The organism is Vibrio sinaloensis DSM 21326 (assembly GCF_000189275.1).
GTDB classification, from domain to species: domain Bacteria; phylum Pseudomonadota; class Gammaproteobacteria; order Enterobacterales; family Vibrionaceae; genus Vibrio; species Vibrio sinaloensis.
The window spans coordinates 1-555 of sequence record NZ_AEVT01000128.1; the positions used below are offsets into that span (position 1 = coordinate 1).

The 555-nt window shown below is 54.4% G+C and carries 1 rRNA gene; it reads right to left on the reverse strand.

Annotated elements, in window-relative coordinates:
- Nucleotides 1–36: 36 nt before the first annotated feature.
- Nucleotides 37–555 (reverse strand): 16S ribosomal RNA (locus tag RH45_RS22320); the annotation flags it as partial.

The window sequence follows — 555 nt, forward strand, 5'->3', positions numbered from 1 at the left end:
CAATCTGTGTGAACACTCATCGCAATAATCATCGTATAAGGAGGTGATCCAGCGCCAGGTTCCCCTAGCGCTACCTTGTTACGACTTCACCCCAGTCATGAACCACAAAGTGGTGAGCGTCCCCCCGAAGGTTAAACTACCCACTTCTTTTGCAGCCCACTCCCATGGTGTGACGGGCGGTGTGTACAAGGCCCGGGAACGTATTCACCGTGGCATTCTGATCCACGATTACTAGCGATTCCGACTTCATGGAGTCGAGTTGCAGACTCCAATCCGGACTACGACGCACTTTTTGGGATTCGCTCACTTTCGCAAGTTGGCTGCCCTCTGTATGCGCCATTGTAGCACGTGTGTAGCCCTACTCGTAAGGGCCATGATGACTTGACGTCGTCCCCACCTTCCTCCGGTTTATCACCGGCAGTCTCCCTGGAGTTCCCACCCGAAGTGCTGGCAAACAAGGATAAGGGTTGCGCTCGTTGCGGGACTTAACCCAACATTTCACAACACGAGCTGACGACAGCCATGCAGCACCTGTCTCAGAGCTCCCGAAGGCAC